Source organism: Microthrixaceae bacterium, assembly GCA_016702505.1.
GTDB lineage: Bacteria > Actinomycetota > Acidimicrobiia > Acidimicrobiales > Iamiaceae > Aquihabitans.
The window spans coordinates 76,342-97,475 of sequence record JADJDU010000003.1 but is presented as its reverse complement, the minus strand read 5'-3'; the positions used below and the strand labels follow the sequence as shown (position 1 = coordinate 97,475).

General features: G+C 65.2%; 15 protein-coding genes and 1 pseudogene. 15 read left to right on the top strand and 1 reads right to left on the bottom strand.

Annotation, left to right across the window (positions count from 1 at the left end):
• The first annotated feature begins 100 nt into the window (after positions 1-100).
• Positions 101-598, top strand: a complete 498-nt coding sequence (locus IPG97_03555) for a hypothetical protein (GenBank protein ID MBK6855646.1) — start codon at positions 101-103, stop codon at positions 596-598.
• Here IPG97_03555 and IPG97_03550 read toward each other — a convergent pair.
• Positions 592-858, bottom strand: a complete 267-nt coding sequence (locus IPG97_03550) for a WhiB family transcriptional regulator (GenBank protein MBK6855645.1) — start codon at positions 856-858, stop codon at positions 592-594. The two genes, IPG97_03555 and IPG97_03550, sit on opposite strands and share 7 nt — an antisense overlap.
• A 457-nt stretch (positions 859-1,315) precedes the next feature.
• Here IPG97_03550 and IPG97_03545 point away from each other — a divergent pair, with 457 nt between their 5' ends.
• From IPG97_03545 to IPG97_03480, 14 genes and pseudogenes are all read left to right on the top strand, one after another.
• On the top strand, positions 1,316-2,479 hold the full coding sequence (locus tag IPG97_03545; protein ID MBK6855644.1) for a trypsin-like peptidase domain-containing protein: 1,164 nt from the start codon (positions 1,316-1,318) through the stop codon (positions 2,477-2,479).
• 104 nt (positions 2,480-2,583) lie between these two features.
• Positions 2,584-4,239: a molybdopterin-dependent oxidoreductase gene (locus IPG97_03540; protein ID MBK6855643.1), complete on the top strand. Its 1,656-nt coding sequence runs from the start codon at positions 2,584-2,586 to the stop codon at positions 4,237-4,239.
• Positions 4,240-4,294: 55 nt separating this feature from the next.
• Entirely contained in the window at positions 4,295-4,564 is a 270-nt protein-coding gene (locus IPG97_03535; GenBank protein MBK6855642.1) for a hypothetical protein, read from the top strand.
• 69 nt (positions 4,565-4,633) lie between these two features.
• Positions 4,634-6,694: pseudogene (locus tag IPG97_03530) on the top strand (RNA degradosome polyphosphate kinase).
• Between the two features lie 132 nt (positions 6,695-6,826).
• Positions 6,827-7,237, top strand: a complete 411-nt coding sequence (locus IPG97_03525) for an NUDIX hydrolase (GenBank protein ID MBK6855641.1) — start codon at positions 6,827-6,829, stop codon at positions 7,235-7,237.
• A 171-nt stretch (positions 7,238-7,408) separates the two neighbouring features.
• Entirely contained in the window at positions 7,409-8,464 is a 1,056-nt protein-coding gene (locus tag IPG97_03520; GenBank protein MBK6855640.1) for a substrate-binding domain-containing protein, read from the top strand.
• 124 nt (positions 8,465-8,588) lie between these two features.
• On the top strand, positions 8,589-9,668 hold the full coding sequence (gene pstS / locus IPG97_03515) for a phosphate ABC transporter substrate-binding protein PstS family protein (protein MBK6855639.1): 1,080 nt from the start codon (positions 8,589-8,591) through the stop codon (positions 9,666-9,668).
• Positions 9,665-10,603, top strand: coding sequence for a phosphate ABC transporter permease subunit PstC (gene pstC / locus IPG97_03510; protein ID MBK6855638.1), 939 nt, complete (start codon positions 9,665-9,667; stop codon positions 10,601-10,603). Before pstS ends, pstC begins: the two co-directional genes overlap by 4 nt.
• An 8-nt stretch (positions 10,604-10,611) precedes the next feature.
• Positions 10,612-11,538, top strand: a complete 927-nt coding sequence (gene pstA / locus IPG97_03505) for a phosphate ABC transporter permease PstA (protein ID MBK6855637.1) — start codon at positions 10,612-10,614, stop codon at positions 11,536-11,538.
• 42 nt (positions 11,539-11,580) lie between these two features.
• The gene (locus tag IPG97_03500; protein ID MBK6855636.1) at positions 11,581-12,423 is read left to right on the top strand and encodes a phosphate ABC transporter ATP-binding protein; all 843 of its coding nucleotides are present in this window, start codon (positions 11,581-11,583) and stop codon (positions 12,421-12,423) included.
• Positions 12,424-12,437: 14 nt separating this feature from the next.
• Positions 12,438-13,208, top strand: coding sequence for a phosphate signaling complex protein PhoU (gene phoU, locus IPG97_03495; GenBank protein ID MBK6855635.1), 771 nt, complete (start codon positions 12,438-12,440; stop codon positions 13,206-13,208).
• 80 nt (positions 13,209-13,288) lie between these two features.
• Positions 13,289-14,497 (top strand): two-component sensor histidine kinase, encoded by a 1,209-nt coding sequence (locus tag IPG97_03490; GenBank protein MBK6855634.1) that lies wholly within the window; start codon positions 13,289-13,291, stop codon positions 14,495-14,497.
• Positions 14,498-14,505: 8 nt separating this feature from the next.
• The gene (locus tag IPG97_03485; protein MBK6855633.1) at positions 14,506-15,216 is read left to right on the top strand and encodes a response regulator transcription factor; all 711 of its coding nucleotides are present in this window, start codon (positions 14,506-14,508) and stop codon (positions 15,214-15,216) included.
• 912 nt (positions 15,217-16,128) lie between these two features.
• Entirely contained in the window at positions 16,129-20,856 is a 4,728-nt protein-coding gene (locus tag IPG97_03480; protein ID MBK6855632.1) for a hypothetical protein, read from the top strand.
• Positions 20,857-21,134: the final 278 nt, after the last annotated feature.

Here is a 21,134-nt window from a genome sequence, read left to right as displayed (position 1 = left end):
TAGTGCCCTGGCCAGGCCGGTTCTTCGCCGTTGCCTGCTCGCAACTCGACGGAGACACCGGGTGGGTGGCGCTGACGCCGGTCCCGGTACCGTCGGTGCCATGTCGCAGCCGCGCCGTCGTGATCCAGGGCAGGTTGGTGAGGAGGCACTCGTCGCCTATGCCCGTGCGCTGGTGGAAGCGGTCGACGCCGTGATGGTGCAGTGGGTCGCGCAGTGTGTTGCGAGCGTGGCCGACGGTTGGCGTCTGGGCTTGGCCAGCGAACTTCAGGCCGAGTCGGTCGCGGCGGGGGAGCGCGCTCGCTCAGATGTCGTTGGTCGCCTGTGTGACCTATTGGGCCAAGACGTCGACCTGCAACGCAGTGGGCCACTGGAGTTGGTCCGCTCCGCGGTGGTTTACCCATCTGAGGTGTTGGCCCGAGCGGGAGTGCCGCCGGTGGAGCGAGACGACTTTGCGGTCCGCGCTTTCCCTGACGACGTCTATGACCTTTCGCCAGCGTCGTTCGCCGACGTACATCCAGACCTGGCCGAACCCGGTATCGCATGGGGTGCGGCCAAGGCTCACGTTGTGATGGCGCGCCGCCGTGGACCGAGTCAGTAGACGGTTACCGGTTCTCGGTCTGACCGGTGGTCGGCGGCCACGGCTCCGACCTTGTCTCGCCGGGACTTGAGGATGCGGCGCCGTTCCCGTTCGGAGCAGCCGCCCCACACGCCGTGCTCGATCCGCTGTTCGAGGGCGTACTCACGGCAGTCATCCTTGACGGGGCAATCCGCGCAGATCTTGCGGGCGGCGTCCACCCCCACGCCGTCGCTGGGGAAGAACGCGGCCGCGGGATAGTTGCGGCAGCTTCCCCGGCTCATCCACGTGGGCTGGATCGGTTCCATCGGTGGGTCTCCTCCGTCCCGCTGGCGGCGTCCGAGGGTCGGCTGCCGGTTCGGGACATCCTCGATGTGGTGATGGTGGCGGGTCGGCCATAAAGCGAGACGAAACCGCCGGGGACATCGTTCCCCGACTCGTGTGAGGATTCGGTGCAGGCGCTGTGGAGATACTGGGAAAACCTGATTGCATGTCCCTATGAGTCATCCGGGGACCAGCAGCGGTGGTTCGTGGTCGCCGTGGGCGCCTCGGCCGGGCGTTGAACCTTCCCCGCCGGCGCGTCGTGATCGAACCAGGCGCAACGTCGAGGGAAGGGCGGGCGCGCCAGGACCCACGTCACCGTCACCGGCGTCACCGTCACCGGCGGAACCCGCTCGTGGCCCGTCCACCTCGACGTGGAACGGCCCTCGACCCACGGTCGACAGCGCAGGCCGAGCCCCGGTGGCCGACCACTGGAGGCCGGTCGGCACCCCGTCGTCGCCACCGGTAGATGCGCCTCCTCCGCTCCTCGACGGTCCCGTTCCCGGGTCCACCCCTCCCCGGCGGGGCAACGCCCTTGCGGTGTTCATCGCCTTCCTCGTCGGTGCGTTGGTGGTCGGTTCGGCCTTCGGTGTCTACGCCCTCGGTCATCGCCACGGCCGCGATGGGGACGTAGCCAACGGCGCCAGTGCCACCACCATCGGCGCTCTGGACATACGGGCCATTCTCGACAAGGCGCAGCCTTCGGTGGTCACGATCCAGACCGGGCACGACGATTCAATCTTCGGTGGGTCAGGGTCTGGGGTTGTGATCTCCGAAGACGGTTTGATCCTCACGAACGCACACGTGGTGGAGGGAGCAGGGGGCGTGATCACCGTGCGCTTCAACGACGGCACCACCGCTCCGGCGGAGCTGGTCGGGGCCGAGACAGCCCAAGACATCGCACTGATCCGGGCCCGACGCACCGGTCTCACCCCGGCGGTACTCGGTTCCTCGGCCAACCTGAGGGTGGGAGACGACGTGGTCGCCATCGGCAACGCCCTGAACCTCGGCGGTGACCCCAGCGTCACCCGCGGGATCGTGTCTGCCAAGGATCGCAGCATCAGTGATGGCCGAGTTTCGCTCGAGCACCTGATCCAGACCGACGCCGCCATCAACCCAGGCAACTCGGGCGGGCCGCTGGTGGACGCCGAAGGGCGGGTGGTGGGGATCAACACCGCCATCATCGAAGGGGCTCAGAACGTCGGGTTCTCGATCGCCATCGACTCGGTGAAGGATCTGATCCCCCGCCTCGAGGCTGGAGAAGGCGACCTGACCGGGAACACCGCTCTGTTGGGGATCCGGTCGGTGACGGTGGACGAGGACCTCGATCAGGCCGTGCGAACCCAGTACGGGGTCACGGCCGAAGCCGGAGCGCTGGTGGCGGCGGTCGAACCCGATTCGCCCGCCTCCGATGGGGGCATCGAGGTCGGAGATGTGGTGGTGGACTTCGATGGCACCGCCGTGGTTTCAAGCGAGCAGCTCACCGGTCTGGTGCGCTCGGCCGAACCCGGAGACAGGGTGACCGTGACGGTTGAGCGGATGGGGCGACGAACCAACCTGGAGGTCACGTTGGGCTCCAATTGAGGAGGGTCGGACGGATCGAGCGAGGGTCGTGGAGTTAGGGGCGTGAGGTGACCGAGCAAGGACATTCCCCCACCGACAGCTATTCGCCCGAGGTGCTCACGCCGATGTCGGTGGTGTCGACCTCGGTGCCCAGAGGCTGGGCTGCGTTGGCAGGATCGGCGGCGGCGGCATCGGCCTTGGCCGTAGGGGAGTTGGTGGCCGGCTTGGCCGGGGGCGGCCAGCCGTCGCCGGTGTCGGTGGTCGGAGCCGCTTTCATCGATCGGTTTGCCGCCTCGCTCAAGGACATCGCCGTCGCCCTCTTCGGCACCAACGACAAGGTGGCCCTGGTCGTGGGTATCGTCGTCGTGTCCCTGGGGGCGGGAGCGGTGTTGGGCGTGGCCGCCAGTCGCCGTTTCGTGGTCGCGATAGCGGGGTTCGTGGCCTTTGGTGCGGTTGGGTTCCAGTCATACCGAACCGACGAACTGTCTCGTACCGCCACCGGTCTGGTGGCGTCGTCGATGGCGGTGGTGACCGGGATCGCTGTGCTGTGGGGCCTGTTGAGCGTGGCTCGCCGCCTTCGTGGCGGTGATCGATCCCCCGGCGGCGTGGCAGTCCCAGGCGGTGTGGTGGTGGACGGTGTGGTGGTGGACGGTGTGGCCGTCGGCGGTCGATTGGAGGCAGCGCCGTCCAGCTCGATGTTCCCGGTAGCGGTGGCGCGCCGGACGTTCCTGGCCATCTCGGGCGGGGTGGTGGCCGCCGCCGCGGTGGTGGCCACCATCGGTCGCCACCTGGCGTCGGTGGGCTCGTCGGAAGCGGAGCGGGCCAAGGTCGTGCTCCCCGAACCTGCCCCGTCGTCGTCCACTCCGACCCCGTCGTTGGATGTGGCTCGGGTAAGTCCCTACATCACCCCTAACCAGGACTTCTACCGGATCGACACCGCGCTTACCGTCCCCCAGGTCGATCTGGATACCTGGCGACTGCGCGTCGATGGCCTCGTCGATCGGCCGTTCGAGTTGACCTACGCCGAACTGCTGGCCCTGGCCTCGGTGGAGGAGACGGTCACGTTGTCTTGTGTCAGCAACCGGGTCGGTGGAGACCTGGTAGGTAACGCCCGGTGGCAGGGCGTCCCGCTCGGGTTGTTGTTGGAACGGGCCGGGGTGCACTCGGTGGCCACCGGTGCTGGTGGTCAGGTCGTGGGACGGTCCTTGGATGGGTGGACGGCCGGGTTTCCCATGGACGTGGCCACCGATGGCCGGGTGGCTTTGGTCGCCTACGCCATGAACGGCGAACCGCTGCCGGTCCGTCATGGATTCCCGGCCCGCCTCGTGGTCGCTGGGCTGTACGGGTACGTGTCGGCCACCAAGTGGCTCGACGCCATCGAGGTGACTCGCTGGGACGATTTCGACGGATACTGGGTACCGCGCGGTTGGGCCAAGGAGGGCCCGATCAAGACCATGTCGCGCATCGACGTACCGAAAGGAGGCGCCGAGTTGTCGGCCGGGATGACCGATGTGGCTGGCGTGGCGTGGGCACCCACCCGAGGCATCTCGGCGGTCGAGGTGAGAATCGACGATGGCCCCTGGAAGCGCTGCGAGCTGGGGGACGTGGCCAGTGAGAACACATGGGTCCAGTGGCACTACCGGTGGCGCGCATCGGTCGGTGAACACCAGATCACCGTGCGAGCCACCGATGGCGAAGGCGAAACCCAGACCCCGGTGGTGGCGGCGCCCGCCCCCGACGGCGCCACCGGTTGGCACAGCAGAAGCGTGAAGGTGACCTGACCCCTCGGGGATACGGCTGGCGGTGTGCCGGTGACGGGCCGGTAGGATCAGCGCCATGTCACAGACCGAAGCCCCCCTTCACACCGAGCCGCCCGTGGGCCACGTTCGGGTGGTGTACCTCGGTCCGGTGGCCCCCCATTGGGAGCTTCAGAGCGACTTCGGCGACCGGGCCATGGTGGACGGTTTCCGGGACCGGATGCAGGCCCGCCTCCAGCTCGTTCCACCTCACGATCCCCAGTTCCGGCGCAACCGCGAGCGGGTGGTTCGTGACGCCGAGCGGGAGAATCTGATCCTCGAGTGGGACCTCGGCATCCCAGAGGAGTGAAGGTGACCAGCGGGTGAACTTCCGTCGGACCCCTGTGCCCATCTGCGGTCGGGTGGGTACCCTCCGGAGATGGACGACCAGCTAGCCGATTCACCCCAACGGTTCTTGAACCGCGAGCTGTCCTGGCTCGATTTCAACGCCCGGGTGCTGGAGATGGCCGCCGACCAATCGGTGCCACTGCTGGAACGCACCAAGTTCTGTGCCATCTTCAGCCAGAACCTCGACGAGTTCTTCCAGGTCCGCATCGCTGGCCTGGCCGACCGGGTGGCTGCCGGTGTCGGAGGTCGTTCTCCCGATGGCCTGACCGCCAACGAGCAGCTCGACCTGATCACCGACCGGGTGGCCGAGCTGGTGCACCGGGTCGAGGAGCTGTTTCTCAACGAGCTGGTCCCGGCCTTGGCCGGGGTGGGGATCGTGTTCTCCAGTTGGGAGCAGCTCGATGACGACGACCGGGCCTACCTGGTCGGTGAGTTCGAGAACCGGATATTTCCGGTGCTCACCCCGTTGGCTGTCGATCCTGGTCACCCTTTCCCCTACATCTCGGATCTGTCGCTGAACCTGGCGGTGGTGCTGCGAGATCCCGATACCGGTGAACGGCACTTCGCCCGGGTGAAGGTGCCGCCGGTGCTGCCCCGTTTCGTGGTGATGCCCGACGGGGAGCGTTTCGTTCCGTTGGAACAGGTGATCGCCGCTCACCTCGATCGGCTGTTCCCCGGAATGGATGTGGTCGGCACCACTGCGTTCCGGGTCACCCGAAACGCAGACCTGACCTTGGCGGAGGAAGAGGCCGACGACCTGTTGGCCGCGGTGGAGATGGAGCTGCGCCGCCGTCGCTTCGGTGCCGCCGTTCGCCTCGAGCTCGACGCCATGGTCATCCCCGAGGTCCGTGACCTGTTGGTGCGTGAGCTGGAGCTGACCGACCGGGCGGTACAGCTCACGGTTTGTCCGCTCGACCTGGGTGGATTGTGGGCCCTCAACGCATTGGACCGGCCCGACTTGAAGGACGAACCGTGGACACCGGTCACCCAGGCTCGCCTCACCGCCCGAGACGATGCCGCCCCGTTGGACATCTTCTCGGTGATCGACGAGGGCGACGTGATGGTGCACCATCCCTATGACTCGTTCTCTTCGTCGGTGGAGGAGTTCGTCCGTCAGGCATCGCGCGATCCCAAGGTGCTGGCCATCAAGCTGACGCTCTACCGCACCTCGGGTGACAGCGACATCGTCAAGTCCTTGGTGCGGGCCGCCGAACGGGGCAAGCAGGTGGCGGCGCTGGTAGAGCTCAAGGCCCGCTTCGACGAGGCGGCCAACATCGGCTGGGCCCGAGCCCTGGAACAGGCCGGCGTTCACGTCACCTATGGCCTGGTCGGGCTCAAGACCCACACCAAGACGGCGCTGGTGGTGCGAGACGAGGGTCAGGCGGTGCGCAGCTACTGCCACATCGGCACCGGCAACTACAACGCCAAGACGGCCCGCCTCTATGAGGATCTGGGCATCTTGACCGCTGACCCCGACATCACCGCCGACCTCACCCAGCTCTTCAACTATCTCACCGGTTACGGCCGCAACGTCGAGTACCGCCGACTGTTGGTGGCCCCTCACTCGATGCGTGACCGGTTGTTGGCCATGATCGACGCTGAGATCGCAGCCCCGGCTGGTACCGGGCGCATCACCATGAAGATGAACAGCCTGGTCGACCCGGTGGCGATCGACCGCCTTTACGAGGCGTCGGCGGCAGGCGTGCAGGTGGATCTGGTGGTGCGGGGCATCTGCTGCCTGCGGCCCGGGGTCCCGGGGCTGTCGGAGAACATCCGGGTTCGCTCGGTGATCGGCCGCTACCTGGAGCACTCCCGCATTTACCGGTTCGCCAACGGTGGTGGCCTCGGTGTCCCGATGGTCTACATCGGGTCGGCTGATTTGATGCCCCGCAACCTCGACGGCCGCGTCGAGGCCTTGGTCCCGGTCATGGACCGCACCCTCCAGGGGCTCGTAGACGAACTGTTGGAGGTGAACCTCTCTGATGACACGTTGGCCTGGGCTCTCGATGGTGACGGGGTCTGGACCCACGTGGAGCGGCTCGGCCAGGTGGACACCCACCTGCGGTGCCAGGAGCTGGCGACCGGTCGGAGCCGTCGCTCCGAGGGGACGGTGACCCCGGCGTCGTCCCTGCTTGGTGGACAGGCCGATGGGGTGAACGGCGCTGGAGCCAAGGGGTCTGGGAGCAACGATGGTGCACATCCGCCAGCGGATCGGCGGGCGCCCATCGAGGTGCGAGCGGCGGGGACGGTCCCGTGGCGGTGGTCTGAGCACGGCGACGTGGAGGTGTTGGTAGTCCATCGGCCCCGCTACGACGACTGGTCGCTGCCCAAGGGCAAGTGCGAACCGGGGGAGGCCGATGAGGACTGCGCCCTGCGGGAAACCTCGGAGGAGACCGGTTGTCACGGCCCGCTCGGCACCGAGTTGGGGGCTGTCCGTTACCACGATCGCAAAGGCCGGTCGAAGCAGGTTCGCTATTGGGCGATGGAGGTAGACGGTGGTGACTTCAAGCCCAACGACGAGGTCGACGAGGCCCGTTGGCTTCCGATCCCCGAAGCCGAGTCACTCCTGACCTACCCCCATGACCGGATTTTCCCCCGTCGTCTCCACTCTGCGGTGAAAGCCTCGACCGATTGAAACCGATGCAATCCTCGGCCATTTGTGTCTGACGTCACGCCGTTGACGGCAGCCGAGGAAAGTGTTGGGTACCAGTTCACCTCCAGTTCAGCTCGTCACCTCCGAAGCGAAACCCGCCCTCCTTACCGTCCTGGACGTCAACGACAAACGTCCGCCCAAGGAGGGCAATCCGTGATCTCCAAGAAGTACCGGACCGCAATTACCGCTGCGGTCGTCGTCCCCGGATTGATGCTGGGAGCGTGCTCCAAGAAGGAGGACGAGAAGGCATCGACCACGACCTCGGCGAACGGCGAGGCCCCGGCTGGGGCGGGCTCCATCACCATCTCGGGCTCGTCGACGGTCGAGCCCATCACCGCGTTGGTGGCCGAGAGCTTCATGGCCGACAACGAGGTCGAGGTCTCGGTGGACGGGCCTGGCACCGGAGACGGGTTCAAGTTGTTCTGTGAGGGAGAGACCGACATCTCCAACGCTTCTCGCCCGATCAAGGACGAGGAGGCCGAGGCCTGCGAGGCGGCCGGTGTCGAGTTCATCGAGCTGAAGGTGGCCATCGACGGGCTGTCGGTGATCGCCCCCGAGTCCAACACCTTGGAGTGCCTCAGCTTCGCTGACCTGTACGCGCTGATCGGGCCTGAGTCCGAAGGCTTCTCGAAGTGGACCGATGCTCAGGCGCTCGCCGCCGAGTTGGGCTCGGACACCACCTTCCCGGACCAGAACTTGGTGATCACCGCTCCCGGCACCGAGTCGGGCACCTACGACAGCTTCGTGGAACTGGTGATCGAGAAGGCTGGTGAGGCGCGGGTCGAGGCCGGCAAGATCACCGAGGACGAGGTCGGCGCCGCCCGTGCCGACTATTCGGCCAGCCCCGATGACAACGCCATCATCGAAGGCGTCGCCACCGACGACGGAGGCCTGGGCTGGGTGGGCTTCGCTTTCGCCGACCAGGCTGATGGGGTCCGTCTCATGCCGGTGGCGGCCGAAGCTGGCGGTGAGTGCGTCGAGCCCACCGCAGCGACCATCCAGGACGGTTCATACCCGATTGCCCGAGACCTGTTCATCTACGTGAACAAGGCGAAGGCGGAGGAGAACAGCTCATTGGCCAGCTTCGTCGACTACTACCTCGAGGGCCTGACCGGGTTCGTCGAGGAGGCCGACTACGTGGCCCTGGCTGACCCGGCGGAGACCGTCAAGGCCTGGGAAGACCGTCAGGTCGGCACCCGACAGGGCTGAGGCCTCAGGCGAAGCGCAGGCATGGATGTCGGCCCCGGAGAGTTTCGAAGTGTTCGAAATCCGTTCACCTTCCGTTCACCTCGACGCTTGGGGGCCGACACCATCGCTTCGTACCGTTGTCATCGTGAGCCTCAGCCCGGATTTGCCCGGTAGGTCGTCGAGGTCGAAGACCTCAACCCGGAGACGGGTGGTGGTGGCCCTGGCAGTGGTGGTCGTGGCCGCTGCTGCGTGCACGAAGAAGGTCGACGATCCGACGGCCAGCGGTGACGCCAAGGGCAAGGTCACGATCTCTGGTTCATCCACGGTGGAACCGATCACCGCGTTGGTGGCCGAGGAGTTCATGGCCGCGAACTCCGGGGCCTCGGTCTCAGTCGACGGGCCCGGCACCGGCGATGGATTCAAGCTGTTCTGCGCCGGCGACACCGACGTCTCCAACGCTTCTCGCCCGATCAAAGCCGAAGAGGCCGAGGCTTGTGAGGCGGCCGGTGTCGAGTTCATCGAACTAGAGGTGGGAATCGATGGTCTTTCGGTGGTCGTTCCTGATTCCAGCGAGGTGGAGTGCCTCAGCTTCGCTGACCTGTATGCGCTGATCGGGCCCGAGTCCGAAGGGTTCTCGAACTGGACCGACGCCCAGGCGCTGGCGGCCGAGTTGGGCTCTGACACCACCTTTCCCGATAGCAACCTGGTGATAACCGCGCCGGGTACCGAATCGGGCACCTACGACAGCTTCGTGGAACTGGTGATAGAGCCCACCGCCAAGGCCCGAGCCGAGGCCGGCAAGGTCGCCGAGGATCTGACCGGGTCGGCCCGAGCCGACTACTCGGCCAGTCCCGACGACAACGCCATCATCGAGGGCGTGACGGCGGATCCCGGCGGTCTGGGCTGGGTCGGTTTCGCCTTCGGGTCTGTCGCCGATGGGGTGAACCTGGTGCCCGTCGCCGCCGAACCGGGCGGGAAATGCGTCGAGCCAACGGTGGAATCCATCCAGGACGGCAGCTACCCGATCGCCCGCCGTCTCTATGTGTACGTGAACTCTCGAGCGGCCGCCGACAACCAGGCGGTGGCCGCCTTCATCGACTTCTACCTACAAGGCTTGGACGACTACGTGAGCGCCGTGGACTACATCCCACTGGCCGACCCATCGGCCACCTTGGCTACCTGGGCCGATCGCAAGGTGGGTTCGAACGTCGAGGTGCACAGGTGACCAACGTCGACCCCCGCCACCCCACGGGCCTGACCTTGGCCGACATGGCCGGCAACGCTGCCCGCAACCGTACGGAACGTTTGGTCCACTACGCCCTGACCGGTGCCGCAGCCACGTCGGTGTTGATCAGCGTCGCCATCGTGGTCGTGTTGTTGCGAGATGCCCTCGGCTTCGTCACCACGATCCGCATCGCCGACCTCGGTGATCAGATCTGGAACCCCCGACTTGGTCGCTTCGGCGTGTTGTCTCCGGTGTTGGGCACCATGTGGGTCACGTTGGTGGCGGTGTTGGTGGCCGGACCCATTGGGTTGGGGGCGGCCATCTACCTGTCCGAGTACGCCAACCCCCGGGTGCGCCGCATCGTCAAACCGGTGGTCGAGGTGCTGGCGTCGATTCCCTCGGTGGTGGTCGGCTACTTCGCCATCCGTTTCATCGCCCCCGAACTGGTGCAACGCCTGTTCAGCGGGGCGCCCGCCAAGAACCTGCTGGTGGCCGGCATCGCCGTAGGTCTGCTCACCATCCCGCTCATGACATCGGTGGCCGAGGATGCCCTGCGTGCCGTCCCGATGAGCCTTCGAGAAGCGTCCTACGGGCTCGGGGCCCGCAAGGTGACCACCGTGGTGCGGGTGGTGGTCCCGGCTGCGGTCAGTGGACTGGTGGCCGGTCTGATCCTGTCGATCTCTCGGGCCATCGGCGAGACCATGGTGGTGTTCCTGGCTGCAGGCGGGGTGCCGACCCGCCCAGGGTCACCGCTCGATGGAGGTACGACCATCACCGCCGCCATGGCCGCGGTGGCCACCGGAACCGACAACGTGGCCGGTGCCTCCAACACGTTCCAGAGCGCCTTCTTCCTGGGACTGATCCTGTTCGCCCTGACCCTCACGCTGAACCTGGTCGCTGACCGGTTCGTCCGTCGGGTCCGACAGAAGTACTGAGGCGACTCGTGGCCCTCGTGGATAGCGACCTCACCCGCGACATCGTCCAGGCGCGGCTTCAGGGCCGCCAGTCAGACACCGTCGGAGCACTGTTCAAGGCTGCACTCATCGCCTGTCTGGTGATCGTGTTGGTGGCGTTGGTGGCCCTGCTGGTTTCGGTGGCACCGGCGGGTATCGACGTGTTGTCGACCCGTGGCGTGGCCGACTTCTTGCTACGGCCGTTCTCGGTCCGTCCCGAAAAGGCCGGCGTCTTCCAGGGCACGGTGGGCACCGTCACATCGGCGGTGATCGTGGCGATCATCGCCTTCCCCATGGGGGTGGCGGCCGCCGTCTACCTAGAGGAGTACGCCAGCGACAACTGGTTCACCAGGTTGGTCAACCTGGTCATCCGGAACCTGGCCGGTGTGCCCGCCATCGTCTACGGCCTGTTGGGGTTCGCCCTGTTCGTGGACGGCCCGTTCTCGGGCGTCACCGGCGGGACGACGTTGTTGTCCACCGGGCTCACCCTGTCGGTGCTCGTCCTGCCCATCGTGGTGATCACCTCGGCCGAGGCCATTCGTGCTGTGCCCGCGTCGCTGCGAGAGGGCGGCTACGGCGTCGGAGCAACCCGCTGGGAGGTGACCCGGACCTTGGTGTTGCCCAACGCCATGGGCGGCATGCTCACCGGCACCATCTTGGGTCTGGCCCGAGCGCTGGGCGAAGCGGCCCCGCTGTTCTTCATGGGGGCCAAGACCAGCGTGTTCTCGGGTGGTGAGTGGGGTGACCTGCGTGGCGACTTCACCGCGCTGCCCATGATCATCACCGACTGGGCCACCCGACCCGCAGCCAAGTGGAACGGCAACACCCAGGCCGCCATCCTCGTCACCTTGGTGGTGGTGCTCGGCATCAACACCGTGGGCATCGTTCTCCGCAACCATTTCGACAGGAAGAAGTAGACCATCGTGTGCGCCGCCCCCAATGCCCTCACCGAGGTCGCCGTGAACCCCAACCCGTCGCCCGCTGCCTCTGGCGCCGCTCACCCGATCGCAGAGGACCCGCCGGTCTATCGCAGCGAGGACCTGGCGGTCTTCTACGGCGATTTCAAGGCGGTGCGAGACGTCAACCTCTACATCCGTGAGCACGAGATCACCGCCTTCATCGGCCCGTCGGGCTGCGGCAAGTCCACGGTGCTGCGTTGCTTCAACCGGATGAACGACCTGATCGAGTCGGCCCGCGTCGAAGGCAAGCTCTCCTTCCACGGTGTCGACCTGTACGACAAGGCCGTGAATCCGGTAGAGGTGCGTCGTCGGATCGGCATGGTGTTCCAGAAGCCGAACCCGTTCCCCAAGTCGATCTATGAGAACATCGCCTACGGCCCTCGCCTGGCCGGGCTGGCCCGCAAGGGTCCGGCCATGGACGAGATCGTGGAACGCTCGTTGCGGTCAGCGGCGTTGTGGGACGAGGTGAAGGACCGGCTCAAGTCGTCGGCCTTCGGGTTGTCTGGCGGTCAACAGCAGCGACTGTGCATCGCCCGGGCGCTGGCGGTCGGCCCGGAGGTGTTGTTGATGGACGAGCCGTGCTCGGCTCTGGATCCCATCGCCACCGCCCGCATCGAAGATCTCATGGAGCAGATCAAGCGGGAGTACACCATCATCATCGTGACCCACAACATGCAACAGGCAGCTCGGGTCAGCGACCACTGCGCCTTCTTCACCACCGAGGTCAGCGAGACCAGCGACACCCGCACCGGGGTTCTGGTGGAGTTCGACGCCACCGAGAAGATCTTCTCGAACCCTTCAGACGAACGCACCGAGAACTACGTCACCGGCCGTTTCGGCTGAGCCAGGAGCCAACCATGGATGAGATCCGCAAGAGCTTCCACCAGACCCTCGATGAGATCCGCCAGGACATGATCCAGATGGCGGCGCTGGTCACCGAGGGGATCCCCCGAGCCACCCAGGCAATGCTCCAAGGAGACATGGCCACGGCCCAGACCATCGTGGACGGTGACGACCCCCTCGACGCCAAGGCCCTAGAGCTGGAGGAGCTTTGCTACCAACAGCTCGCCTTGCAGCAGCCGATGGCCACCGACCTGCGGGCCATCGTCACCGCGGTGCGCATGATCGCCGAGATCGAACGGTCCGGTGACCTGGTGGTGAACATCGCCAAGGCTTCCCGCCGGCTGTTCGGGGTGCCACTGTCGGCCCGGCTGCGGGGCCTGCTGGCCCAGATGGGCGAGGAAGCCACCCGCCTGTTCCGGATCGCCATCGACTCCTACGTCGACCAGGACGAAGGCATGGCCGCTGCCCTCGATGATCTGGACGACCGACTCGACACACTTCAGGCCGAGTTCGTGCAGGAGATCTTCTTGTGGCACAACACGGGAGAGATTCCGGTACAGGCCGCGGTGCAGCTCGCTCTGATCGCCCGCTACTACGAGCGCATCGGTGACCATGCCGTGAACATCGGGGAGCGGGTCCGCTACATGATCACCGGCTGGCTGCCCGAACAGACCGGCGCTGCCCGGGTGGCGGCCAAGGGTGGCACCGGTGTGCTTCTCGGCAATGGTGGGGCGTCGTCGACGGCGAGTTCGCCCGGAACCGACGGCCCGGTTGCCAGCGAGTGACGGTGCCGCCTGGCGGTCCCGGGTCGGGGCCAGGGCGGGCACCATGACCGATGTTTAGGGCGAAGGAGGTCCGAACCCGGGTGACGGCCTTGATGGGGCGTCTGGGTATCGCCCCTGCCGCGGGTCGCCCGGTGGTCGAAGACCTGGAACGAATCGATCAGGCCATCCACGCCCTGCAACTCGACCGTCAGACATCGATGTCTGAGGCGAACAGGCTGCGTTCGGTGCTGGACACATTGACCCAGGGCATCGTGGTGGCCGATCCGAACGGGGATGTCCTGTGGCGGAACCGGTCCGCTGCCGCCTTCGTCGAGGCTCGTCACGGCGACGCGTTGGTCGGGTCGGCCATCGGGGAGCTGGTTGCCGCCGCCGTTGGGGGCCGGACGGTTCAGCGCGACGTCGAGCTGTTCGGCCCGCCCCGACGCGTGTTTCGGATCAGCGCTGGTCCCCTGAGCTCGGCTGGAGAGGGGACGTCACCTCCCACCGAGGGGGGTGCGACCCAGGGCATTTCCGATCTAGGGCTTGAACCCGAGGTGCTGGTCTTGGTCGACGACATCTCAGAGCAGTTGCGGCTGGAGTCGGTGCGCCGAGATTTCGTGGCCAACGTGAGCCACGAGCTGAAGACGCCCATTGGCGCGCTAGGGGTGCTGTCGGAGGCGTTGGCTGGAGATGGTGACCCGGCGACGGTCGAGCGTTTGGCGGCCCGAATCCAGACCGAGGCGTTTCGCCTGGCCCACACGGTCGACGACCTGTTGCAACTGGGTCAGATCGAGGCGTCGGCGGAGACCGAGGCGGTCTTGGTGTACGTAGGTGAGTTGGTGGAGGCGGCCATCGAGCGCACCGCAGCCACCGCGGATCTGGCGGGAGTGGCAGTGACCGTCTTCCCCGTGGCTGGCGACCTGTCCGTGGTGGGGGATCGCCGCCAGTTGGTGTCGGCGCTGGCCAACCTTCTCGAGAACGCCGTCAAGTACTCCGAGGCGGGCAGCGAGGTCGAGGTGCGGGCCCGGTCCTTGGATGGCGGTGGCCAGGCCGATGGTGGCCCGATGGTGGAGATCGAGGTGACCGATCACGGAATCGGGATTCCGGCGTCGGATCTGGAGCGGGTGTTCGAGCGGTTCTATCGGGTGGACCCGGCTCGAAGCCGTGACACCGGCGGTACCGGGTTGGGGCTGGCCATCGTGCGGCACGTGGCACAGCGCCATGGCGGTGAGGTGACGGTTCGCTCGGTCGAGGGGGTGGGATCGACGTTCGCCCTTCGGTTCCGATCATCCATGGAGGAACGATCATGACGAGCCCGATGACCACGGTCTTGGTGGTGGAGGACGAGGACAGTTTCGTCGACGCGTTGACGGTGGGCCTTGGCCGTGAAGGTTTCCGGGTCCACGTGGCCCGAGACGGTGTCGAGGCTCTCGACCTCTTCGAGCTGGTAAATCCCGATCTGGTGCTGTTGGACGTGATGTTGCCGAAGATCTCGGGGATCGACGTGTGTCGGGAGCTGCGGTCCCGGTCCAAGGTGCCGATCATCATGGTCACGGCCAAGGGCTCTGAGATCGACACGGTGGTCGGCTTGGAGGTCGGCGCCGACGACTACGTGGCCAAGCCGTATCGGATCCGTGAGCTGGTGGCTCGGATGCGGGCGGTTCTGCGTCGTACCCCGGCCGTGGTCGACCCGGGCATCACCGGCACTGACGAGGTGCTGGAGGTGGGTGACGTGCGTCTGGATCCGGGCCGCCACGAGGTGGTGATTCGAGGCGCCGATGTGAACCTGCCCCTCAAGGAGTTCGAGTTGTTGGCCCTGTTGCTCGACAATGCCGGCCGGGTGGTCTCTCGCGATGTCCTCATCGACCGGGTGTGGGGCCACGACTACGTGGGAGACACCAAGACCCTCGATGTCCATGTGAAGCGCCTGCGTTCCAAGGTGGAGCAAGATCCGTCCAACCCGACCCGAATAGTCACCATCCGAGGCCTCGGCTACAAGTACGAAGTCCCAAGACCCACCACGGCCTAGCCATGGGTCACAGGCGGGGCCGGCGCAACGCTGATCGGTATGGCGACCCCCAGGAACTGCTCAAGTCCCCGAGATTGGGGTCGATAATCCCCGTTATGACGGGTACAAGGCTGAGTCGAGTTGGCGCGGTTTCTGTGTGTGTGTGTGTGTGTGTTGGGGGCGGCGGTTGGGGTGATGTTTGGGGCGGGGCCGGTGGCGGCTCGTCCGCCCTGGGATCATCCTGGGTTCCCTTTTCTGCCGGTTGAGGTTGCGCCTGGCAGTGATGTCGAGTCGGCTCCGAGGGTGTGGTGTACGTCGGCGCAGACGGTGACGTTTCGGCATTCAGAGAATCCGACGGTGGCTTATGTGAGGTTGTGGGTTCCGGGTGGGGGTTCGTGGTTGAGGGCGAACGAGGCGGGCCGGATTGGTTTGGAGCCTTATAGCTGGTATTTCAGCGCCACCTATGACGCGGTTTACACGGTGCTGGAGACGTCTGGGGAGCAGCTTGCTGAGACCAACTTCCGGTTCGAGGCGGAGCGTGAGTCTGGGACGCCGGGGATGCCGGGGTGGGGTGAGGTACCGGCTCCTGATGAGTCTGATCGTGTGATTTCGATTTGGCGTAATGACGGGGCGAGTCGTGAGGTGATCTTGAAGGTGACGACGACTCGGACCTTTGAGGGTGGGAGCGGGTTGGAGTACCGGTCGCGGTTCTTCACTGATCTTGGCCTGAATGCGGTTGGGGTCAAGGCACCGGGGTGCCCGACGAGCACCCGGCCTGACACCGAGTCGAATCGTCCGGGCGGGTCTTTGAAAGATCCGTGCGCGTGCCGGACCGACGAGGGTGATCCGGTGGATACGCGGACGGGGAATTTCTGGTTTGGGTTGCCGGGTTTGTCGGTGTCGGGGCGGGGGGCGGGTTTGGGGTTTGGGTTGATGTTTTCGTCGTCGGATGCGGCGGTGGACGGGCCGACGGGGTTTGGGTGGTCGTCTTTGTTGTCGATGCGGGTGCGGGTGGATGGGTCTGATGCGGTGACGGTGGTGGAGGAGACGGGGGCGACGGTCCCGTTCTCCAAGGTGGCTGGGGTGTGGGGGGCGCCGGGGCGGTTCAGCGCCGGGTTGGTGGAGTCTGTGGGTGGGGGTTGGGTGTTCACTCGGAATCATTTCGAGGTGTTCCGGTTTGATGCATCGGGGCGTCTGGTGGGGTTAGGTGACCAGTTCGGCAATGAGACCACGTTGTCTTATGGGTCGGGTGGGCAGGTTGAGTTCATGGAGGACGAGGCGGGCCGGCGCCTTGTTTTCGAGTGGGACGGTGCCCGGTTGGATTCGGTGGCCGACGATCCGTTGGTTGGGGATCGGTCGATCCAGTTCGGGTATGACCCGGCTGGCAATTTGACGTCTTTCACCGATGTTGGTGAGGGGGTGTGGTCGTTTGGTTATGACGGTGAGCATCGGGTGATCCGTGTGCGCAAGCCCCGTCATCAGCCGGTGGGCCCGGAGGTGGTGAACTCCTATGACCATCAGGGCCGTCTGCACACCCAGACTGATGAGGCCGGTCAGGTGACGAGGTTTGATTTCTTCACGCCGGGTCCGGGGTCGACGGTGGTGACGTTTCCGTCGGGGCGTCAACGCATCGACCACTACGACACCGCTGGGGTCATCGAGGGTCGGACGTTGGCACCGGGCACCGCGTTGGAGGAGGAGGTTGGCTATGTGCGTGATCCGGTGACGTTGGCGTTGGAGCAGGTCACCAGCCCGGCTGGGGTGGTGGTGTTCGTGAACGATGCTCGTGGGAACCGGGAGATGGCTAGGGATGCGTCGGGGCGGGTGACGCGTTGGACCTACAACTTGTTTGATCAGGTGACGTCGGTGTCGGTGGGTGAGACCGCGGCCCCGTTGCCGCCCTCGACTGTGAATGTGGTGACCTCTACGGTCGGCTATAACGCTGATGGGATGCCCGAGACGGTGGTCGACGCGGCGGGCACGTCTGATGAGGCGTCGACGACGTTGGTGTATGACCCGGTGCACCGCGATGATCTGGTGGAGGTGATCGACGGTCGTAGCCAGCACTGGGCGTATTCCTATGATCCCGGAACTGGGGATTTGAAGTCGGTGACGGACCCGTTGGGGAACAAGACGTCGATGGGCTATGACCCGATCGGGCGTTTGGAGTGGGTGGTGGCCCCGAAAGGCAATCTGGTGGGCGCTGACCCTGACCTGTGGAAAACCAGGTTGGTGTCTGATGCGTTTGGGCGGGTGATCGAGGAGACCGATCCGTTGGGGAACCGGGTAAAGACCGGGTTCGACGCCAACGGGAACATGAACCGGGTGGAGACCGGGTTGTCAGCTGCGGTCACCACAGGCGACGTCACGACCTATGGGTATGACGTGGTGGATCGTCTCGAGGTGGTCGATCCGCCCGGCCCGGGGGCACGGAGCTATGAGTATGACCCTGACGGACGTCGAACCAGGTTCGTGAACGAACTGAACGGCCAATGGGTCTATGACTATGACGGGCTCGGTCGTCTCGAGTCGGTGACCGACCCAGTCAACGCGACCACGGGCTACACGTGGAACAGCGAGGGTCGTTTGGGGTCGGTGACCCAGCCTGGCGGCAGTTGTGTTGCACCCCGGACCAGTTGCATCACATACGCGTATGACTTGGCGGGTCGCCCGACCGGTGTCGACTATGCCGATCCGGCCACCCCTGACATCACCGCCATCACCTATGACGCTGTGGGTCGCCGCACTCACGCCTCGCGGGGCGGTGACACTGAGATGTGGGTCTGGGATCAGCGTTCCAGGTTGAAGTCCCACACCGATGTGAATGGTCGTTCCACGGGTTATGGCTGGGATGACATGTCGAACCTGACCTCGATCTCCTACCCCGGCCAGTCCACACCGGTGACCAGAGAATTTGATGATGCGGGACGGTTGGAGTCGGTAACGGATTGGACCGGGCGGCTGACCACGTTCGGCTATGACGAGAACAGCAACTGGTCCGAAACGGTGTTCCCGGTGTCCTCACAGAACCGTGACGTCTACAGCTTTGACCGCGCTGATCGGATGGTCGGTGTCACATGGAACCGCGGCTCCACCGTGCTCGGCTCGCTCTCCTATGGGCCCCGTGACCTGAAGGGCCAGGTCACCACCGTCACCGGCACCGGGGTCGTGGCCGGCCAGAACCAGTCGTGGGTGTATGACGACCGGGACCGACTGACCGCGACTGGGACGGAGGGGTTCGGGTTTGATGCGGCCACGAACCTGGTCGACGCGGACGGGGTGTTGCAGGTGTTCGACCCCGCCCAACGGCTGTGTTGGACATCGCAAACCGTCGAGGGCGGTGATTGTGGGACCCCACCCGCTGACGCGACCACGTATGGCTATGACGCACGCGGGAACCGGACCTCGATGACGTTCCCGTCGGGAACGACCGCAACGTATGGGTTTGATGCCGAGAACCGCATGACCACAGCGGTGTTGCCCACGACGTGGCAAGACGACACAGCCCGCCAGTACGTCCCCGTCCCCGCTACCCGCATCGTCGATACGACGACGGGGGCAGGGACGTGTGATGGTGCCCCGTGTGCCCGGCTCGCCGCTGATGACCCTGTTGCGGTGAAGGTCGCGGGTGTGGGTGGTGTGCCGGCGTCGGGGGTGACGGCGGTGGTGGTGTCGATCATCGCGTCAGGAACCACATCGGATGGCTGGTTGGAGGTGAACCCCGCTGGTGACGCCGCCGCGGGCACGCTTCCGCTCAATGCCGGGCAGACCTCGGCTCAGACAGTGACCGCGAAGGTCGCGGCGAACGGGACGATCACCTTGGCTAGTGGGGTGGGGGTGGATGTGTCGGTTGATGTTGTCGGGTATTTCCGGGCGCCGTCCCCGTGGGTGCCGGCCTTGAACTACTGGCCGGTCACCCCCGCAGTCACTGCCGAATCCACGTCGGGAACTGGTGTGTGTGACGGTTCGCCGTGTGGAACGCTCCCTGCGGGTGAAACCGACATCGCCACCGCCGGACACGGCGGGATCCCAGCCACAGGCGTGAACGCCGTCACCGTGTCGATCCTGGCCCAACACGCCAACGGCGGGCAGGTGCGTGTCGCCCCGTCGGGGGATGCGGCTGCAGGGGAGTTGGTGTGGGAAACAGGCAGTGTCGGTGCCGCTGGTGTGTTCACGGTTCCGTTGAACCCTGACGGCACCATCACCCTCCACGCCGCCGGCCCCACCAACATCAGGGTCGCGGTTACGGGGTATTGGAAGATCCCCACCGGAAACGACACCGGACTCGGCCTGGATCTACTCGAAGCCCCCACCCGCCTCGTCGACACCACCACCAGCACCGGCACCTGCGACGCCAGCCCGTGTGACACGCTCCAGTCGAACACACCGGTCGAAGTCGCGGTCACCGGGCAGGGCGGGCTGTCGGGTGAGATCATGGCGGTCATGGTTTCGGTCACCGCTATCGACCCGACCGGCACCGGTGTCCTCGGTGTTGGGACAACCGAAGCCGACTTGGGTGGAGGGATCGTGGTGTTCGACCCCGCCCAACACGCATCGGCCACCATGATCATCCCCCTCACCGACACCGGGACGTTCACGATCGGATCCTGGACCGAGACTGACGTGGCGGTCGATGTGATCGGCGTGTTCAAGGCGCCGACTAGGACGTGGCGTTACGAATACGACACCACCGGCATGCGAACCGCCAAACAACTCGACAACACCACTGGCACCGGTGCCGAGTGGCGTAAAGAACACACCTGGACCGCCAGCGGCGGCTTGCCGTTGCTGCTCGCAGAGCATCAAGGCGCACAGAGCGCCTATGTGATTTACGGGCCGGGCGGAACACCGATCTATCAGATCAACACCACCGGCGAAGTCCAATACCTGCACCAAGACCACCAAGGCTCCACCCGGCTCACCACCAACGCCAATGGCACCACCCGTAACACCATCACCTACAACGCCCACGGTGAAATCATCGCCAACACCAACTGGTGGCTCGAACAACCACTAGCCGGATACACCGGCCAATACCACGACCCCGAAACCGGCTACATCTACCTAAGAGCCCGCCACTACGACCCCACAACCGGCCAATTCACATCCGTCGACCCGCTAGTGGCTATCACCGAAGAACCCTACGGGTACGTAGGCGGCAACCCGACAAACGGCCTTGACCCCTGGGGGTTAGGCCAAGAGGTGGATAGGGAACTATGCGAACGGGGCGGGGGCGTGGTTCTTGCAGGTAGCTGCGTAGACCCCGACAATGGGCAGAAGTCGAGTTCAACGGACCCTGAAGGTCTAAATAACGCAGGAGCTCTGCCACCGCGGGATCTTGAAGCCGGAATCGAGATTACCGGCGAGGCCATATTGCAGGGCATGGATCTATTGGGCAATCTGTCGTTGCCATTATTTATTGCCTGCCTTGGAACGGCGTATGCTTGCCCACTTGCTGTTGCCTCTGAGGCGACAGGAAACGGTGCGGCGATCGTAAGGGCAGCACGGGAGTGTCGAGATTCAGGATTGTGGAGTGCGTCTTGCGGACGGGAGCTTGCTCGAGCGGGAATTGCCTTGGTTCCTGTTCTCCCTAATCCGTCCAAGGTTGATAACCTAATTCAGGCTACCATCAAGAAACTGGCAGACCTATGTCTAGCGTGATGGGATCTGGCGTTGTGGTGGCGTCAACTAGTAATTCGGAACAGTCGGGCTCCGTCGGCGGTGTGGTCCTGTTAGTCGGCATTCTCCTGATTCAAGTGGTCTGGTTGAGACGACATTGGCACGATAAGCCTACTTCTCGAGTGAAGTCCTGGTGGCTTCTGGCGTATAAGGTTAACGCGGTTCTATTCATGCCATTTCTGTTGATCCTGACAATTGCCCATGCAGTTGCTGTATTTAGTGCAATGTTCTAGCTCCAGTAGAAGCTGAGGGGGTAGGCG

Excerpts from the sequence above, each read along its gene's own strand:
- IPG97_03555 (MBK6855646.1), top strand. The coding sequence starts at position 101 with ATGTCGCAGCCGCGCCGTCGTGATCCAGGGCAGGTTGGTGAGGAGGCA.
- IPG97_03535 (MBK6855642.1), top strand. The coding sequence starts at position 4,295 with ATGTCACAGACCGAAGCCCCCCTTCACACCGAGCCGCCCGTGGGCCAC.
- IPG97_03540 (MBK6855643.1), top strand. The coding sequence starts at position 2,584 with ATGTCGGTGGTGTCGACCTCGGTGCCCAGAGGCTGGGCTGCGTTGGCA.
- IPG97_03550 (MBK6855645.1), bottom strand. The coding sequence starts at position 858 with ATGAGCCGGGGAAGCTGCCGCAACTATCCCGCGGCCGCGTTCTTCCCC.
- phoU (MBK6855635.1), top strand. The coding sequence starts at position 12,438 with ATGGATGAGATCCGCAAGAGCTTCCACCAGACCCTCGATGAGATCCGC.
- IPG97_03480 (MBK6855632.1), top strand. The coding sequence starts at position 16,129 with ATGTTTTCGTCGTCGGATGCGGCGGTGGACGGGCCGACGGGGTTTGGG.
- IPG97_03485 (MBK6855633.1), top strand. The coding sequence starts at position 14,506 with ATGACCACGGTCTTGGTGGTGGAGGACGAGGACAGTTTCGTCGACGCG.